Annotated in this window: 3 protein-coding genes and 1 pseudogene; 3 read left to right on the top strand and 1 reads right to left on the bottom strand. The window is 74.0% G+C overall.

From position 1 onward, the window contains the following. The 3 genes from CM1CMNOD_RS21835 to CM1CMNOD_RS13710 all read left to right on the top strand — a co-directional run. A partial coding sequence (locus CM1CMNOD_RS21835; protein ID WP_207387498.1) for an SGNH hydrolase domain-containing protein occupies window positions 1–1,373 on the top strand: 1,373 nt, incomplete at its 5' end. A gap of 247 nt (window positions 1,374–1,620) precedes the next feature. After that, on the top strand, window positions 1,621–4,173 hold the full coding sequence (locus CM1CMNOD_RS13705; protein ID WP_013874198.1) for a PQQ-binding-like beta-propeller repeat protein: 2,553 nt from the start codon (window positions 1,621–1,623) through the stop codon (window positions 4,171–4,173). A gap of 230 nt (window positions 4,174–4,403) precedes the next feature. Beyond that, on the top strand, window positions 4,404–4,931 hold the full coding sequence (locus CM1CMNOD_RS13710) for a VOC family protein (RefSeq protein ID WP_013874199.1): 528 nt from the start codon (window positions 4,404–4,406) through the stop codon (window positions 4,929–4,931). 15 nt (window positions 4,932–4,946) lie between these two features. Here CM1CMNOD_RS13710 and CM1CMNOD_RS13715 read toward each other — a convergent pair. After that, window positions 4,947–5,173: pseudogene (locus CM1CMNOD_RS13715) on the bottom strand (carboxylate--amine ligase); the annotation flags it as partial.

The following is a 5,173-nucleotide window of genomic DNA, read 5'->3' on the forward strand; positions in this document are numbered from 1 at the left end:
GGCTCCGCCGCGCGGAGCGGGCCCGCGGCGCGCAGGCCCAGCACGATCAGTACGCGCGCGTCCAGCCGGTGGCGATGGCGGTGCCGGCCGCTTCCGGCGAGCCCGCCGACGGCCGCACCCAGGCACGGCGGTCCTGGTGGGCGGCGTCGGCCGGGACGGTCGCGCTGGCCGTGCTGGTCACCGACGGGATCATCGCCACCACGCGCCCCGCCGACTGGCTGCGGGGAGGGGGGCCGGCCGTCGCCGCTGGCGCCGGCGCGCTGCTGCTGGCCAGCGTGGACCGCCCGCCGCCGCCGGCCCGTCACAACCCGTTGCAGTGGCTGCTCGGCCGAGGCGTGCCGGTGGAGCTGGGCGGGCTGGGCTACCCGCTCCTGCTCCTGCACCTGCCGGTGTTCTGGGTGCTGGCGACCGCGTTCCCGCAGGTACGGCCGCATGCCCTGCTGGTGGTCGGCGGTGGGCTGGCCGCGCTCCTCGGGCTGCTGCTGCAGGACGCGGTGGTCGGCCGGCTGCGGCCGCGCCGGTGGTCGCTGCGGTGGACCGCCCCGGTGCTGGTGGTGGCCTACACCGCCGTCGCGGTCGGTGGGGCATGGCTGCCCGACCTGGTCGAGCAGCGGTCGCGGACGGGGAGGCAACCGGTGGTGCTGGTGCTGGGCGGATCGTTCGCCGGCGATCTGGCCACCGCGGTCGGCCGGCGCGGCTCCGGCCGCTACCCGGTGGTGGACCGCTCGCTGCCCGGCTGCGGGCTGTTCCCGGCACCGCCGCCGGTGACACCACGGGCCCACGTCAGCGCCGACGCCCAACTGCCGGTATCGGCGCGGGCAGCGGCGGGGCCGGCGCGCAACTGCGCGCACTGGGACCGCTACTGGCGCTCCCAGATCGCCGCCAGCCGACCCGACGTCCTGCTGGTCGACCTGAGCGGGGACGCGGCGGCGCGGCTGGTGGGCACCACGGTCGTCTCCCCCTGTGACGTCGGCTACCGGCAGGTCTACCGGGAGCGGCTGGCCGCGGCCGCGCGCCTGTGGGAGCAGGAGGCTCCCGGCCGGCCGGTGCTGCTGGCCAACAGCCGCCGTGCCACCGGGGACACCGACCTGGTGTCCAGCCGCTGCTACAACGCGCTGGTCGCCGAGGCCGCTGGCCGGTATCCGCAGATCCTGCCGCTCGACGTCGACGCGGCGCTGTGCCAGGGGGAGCACTGCTGGGACCGCACCGCCTCCGGTGGCCCGTTCTACGTCGACGCCGTCCATCTGACCACCGCCGGCATGCGCCAGCTCGCCCCGTGGCTGGAGACGACGATCAGCCGGGCGGCGCTGCCGGCCCCGACCGCGCCCGCCAGCGTCGCCGGGGGCACGGCCCCGGTGCGCGCGGGCCGTTGACCAGGCAGGACGATGACCACGTCTCCGTGGACGACGACCGCCTCCAGGGAAGGGCCGACCGCCGCGTCCGGAGGAGATGTCGCGGTCGGAGGAAACATCACGGTCGGAGGAGAATCATGCGGACGACAACCCCACTTGGAACGATCACCTGGACGATCGCCCGGGCCACGGCGTCCAGCGGCACGGTGTCCCGGAGCGCGGGGCGCGCAGGCACGATGACGGCTGTGACAAACCGGTGGAGGCGGACGTGACGGGCACGAACAGCTCCTTCGAGAGCATGCGTGACGCCCTGACGCCGCAGGACCCGCGGACGATCGGCCCCTACCGCCTGCTCGGTGTGCTCGGCGGCGGCGGGATGGGCCGGGTGTACCTGGGCCAGTCCCGTTCGGGGCTGCTGGTCGCGGTCAAGACGGTGCGCGCCGACATGGTGGAGGAGCCCGGCTTCCGGGAGCGTTTCGCCCGGGAGGCCGCAGCCGCCCGGCAGGTCAGCGGTGTGTACACGGCGTCCCTGGTGGACGCCGACGCCGCCGCCGAGATGCCGTGGCTGGCCATCGCCTACGTCCCGGCGCCGTCGCTGTCCTGGCTGGCCCGCCGGGCCGGGCCGCTGCCGGTCGAGGCGGTGCTGTGGCTGGCGGCCGGGATCGCCGAGGCGCTGGAGTCCATCCACCGGGTGGGCCTGATCCACCGGGATCTCAAGCCGTCGAACGTGCTGGTGACCCGGGAGAACCCGAAAGTGATCGACTTCGGGCTGGTCCGGTCGTCGGTCGGCAGCGCGCAGCTCACCCAGGCCGTGATCGGGACGCCGCACTACATGTCCCCGGAGCAGGCCCTGGACACCGCGTCGGTGACCCCGGCCACCGACGTGTACTCCCTCGGTGCCACCCTGCTGTACGCGGCGACCGGCCGCACCGCCTATTCCGGCGACACACCGGTCAACGTGCTGGCCCAGCTGCTCTCCCGGCCACCGGACCTCTCCGGCATCCCGGCGGAGCTCACCGATCTGCTCCGCCGCTGCATGCAGCGCGACCCGGCGCGCCGGCCCACACCGAACCGTCTGCTGGAGGAGATCGACAGTCGCTGGCAGCAGGCGCCGACCGGTTTCGGCGCGCGGCACTGGCTGCCACCCACCGTCTACGATCTGGTGGACGCCTACGAACGGGGGCACCGCCCGGACTCCCGGGACAGATCCTCCGGCCCGGCCGGCTCCGGCGGGCGGTCGGTCAGCTCTGGCGGACAGCCGGCCGATCCCGGCGGGCAGCCACCTGTTCTCGGCGGAAAGCCATCGACTGCCGGCGAAAAGCCGCCCGTGGTACAGACCGGAGCGGGGCAGGCCCGGGCCGGGCAGAGCGAGGCGGACCAGGCCCGGGGCCGCCGTCCACCGGCGGACGCGCCGGTGGACGCGGACGACCGGGACAGCACGACCCTGACCAGGACGCCACCAGGGCTGCCTGCGCCACCGGTGCGGCCCGGACCGCCACCCACCCCCCGGGAGCCGGTCTTCGACCCGCCGGGGCGACGTTCCACCCCGCTCTCGCCGACACCGCCGTTGCCGTGGGAGCCGCTCCCACCGGACGACCGCACCGGCCGGGCCGGCACCGGCGCAGGCACCGGCCAGGAACACGCGGGCCGTACCGACCGCGAGTACACGGGCCGTACCGAGCGCGCGGACTGGGAGCAGACCGGCGACCGGCCCGCACCCGCGCCCGCGCGGCCGCACCGGCGGAGCCTGCTGCGGGCGGGCGGCGCCATCGCCGTGGCCGCGGCGGCCGGGGCGGGCACGTGGGGGGCGGTGCGCCTGCTCGGTTCCAGCGACGACGGCGACGGCCCGCGGCCGTGGGTCTTCACCACCGGCGGGGAGGTGTACTCCTCCCCCGCGGTCGAGGCGGGCGTGGTCTACATCGGCAGCAACGATCACTACCTGTACGCCATCGACGCGGTCACCGGCCGTGAACGCTGGCGGTATGCCGCCGGCGAGGCGATCACGTCCTCCCCGGCGGTCGCCGGTGGCACGGTCTACGTCGGCTGCAACGACACCTACCTGCACGCGGTGGACGCCGCGACCGGGAAGGCGCGCTGGCGGTTCCCTACCGGGGCGGCGATGCACTCCTCCCCGACGGTGGTGGACGGGGTGATCTACATCGGCTGCCGCGATCACAACCTGTACGCCGTCAACGCGCTCACGGGCCGCGAGCGCTGGCACTTCACCGCCGGCGACTGGTTCAACTCGTCACCCACAGTGATCGGCGGCGGAGTGTACGTCGGCTGCCGCGACCGCAACATCTACGCGCTGGACGCGGTTACCGGCCGGAAACGCTGGCAGCGCACCACAGGCAGCACCGTCGACTCCTCCCCCACCGTCTCCGGCGGCATGCTGTGGATCGGCGCCGACGACCACAGCGTCTACGCCCTGAAGACCACGGACGGGACACCCACTTGGCAGTTCACCGCGGACAACGGCGTGGTCTCGACACCCACCCTGGTGGACAAGGTGCTGTACGTAGGCAGCGACGACGGCAACCTGTACGCGCTGGACGCGGACACCGGCCGGGCCCGCTGGCGGTTCCACACCGACAACGGCATCCGTTCCTCACCCACGGTGTCCGGCGAGCTGGTCTACGTGGGCAGCCGGGACCGCTACGTGTACGCGGTGGACATCGTCACCGGTGAGCAGCAGTGGAGGTTCGCCACCCGGGCGCCGGTGGACGACTCCTCGCCGGTGGTGGCGGACGGTCTGCTCTACATCGGCAGCCTGGATCACAACGTCTACGCACTGGACGCGGCCACCGGCGTCGGTCTGTGACCACAACCTGTAATTACTGATCGCGATCACCGACTCGTCTCCGACAACCCGGATGCAACGGGGACGGACGGGGTACCGTCAAGATAGTTGAACGCTCAACAGAACGCCGCTCGGTGGCTCGACGGGGCGTCACCCGACGTGACGCAGCGGCGTTCGACGGCGGACAACGCCCGCGGTACCCGGTGGTACCCCGGCAGCGCCCAGGTGTCGAACGGTCCGAGGAGGAGATCATGGGCATCCACCGCCTCAACCACGTTGTCCTCTACGTCCGTGACGTCGCGCGTACCACCGCCTTCTACACCGACGTCCTGGACTTCCGGGTGACGATGGCGATCCCCGGCAGGGCCGCCTTCCTGCAGGCACCGGACTCCACCAACGACCACGACATCGGCCTGTTCGAGCTCGGCGCGGACGCCGGTAGCTCGCCGGCCGGACGGTCGACCGTGGGCATGTACCACATCGCCTGGGAGGTCGCCACCCTCACCGACCTGGAGAACGCGGCCCGCCGGCTCGTCGCGGCGGGGGCGCTGGTCGGCTCGTCCGACCACGGCACCACCAAGAGCCTGTACGCCCACGACCCGGACGGCCTGGAGTTCGAGGTCGTCTGGGTGGTCCCCGCGCACCTGCTCGACGACGCCGCGGTCGCCGCGAACCGCGTCGGTACCCGACCGCTGGACATCGCCAGGGAGAAGGCGCGCTACGGCGCGGACACCCGCGGCGGCCTCGGGATCTCCGTCCCGCTCGGCGTCACGGTCTGACGCGGGCCGGCCGCTTCAGGCGGCCACCGCGTCCGCCGCCTGGCGGGTCTCGGCGAGGATGAGGTCGGCGACGTCGGTGAGCCGCCCGCGCCGGGCGAAGGCCCGCCGCTGCCGGGCCGCGGCGCTGCCCCGGCCGACCGCGCGGCGGGCGAGGTTGTGGATCAGCTCCCAGTCGCCGGCGTGCTCGAGCTCGGCGCGCACCTCGTCCACCAGCCGGTACAGCAGATCCCGGCCCGGTCCGG

Source organism: Protofrankia symbiont of Coriaria myrtifolia, assembly GCF_900634755.1.
Classification (GTDB): Bacteria; Actinomycetota; Actinomycetes; order Frankiales; family Frankiaceae; genus Protofrankia; species Protofrankia coriariae.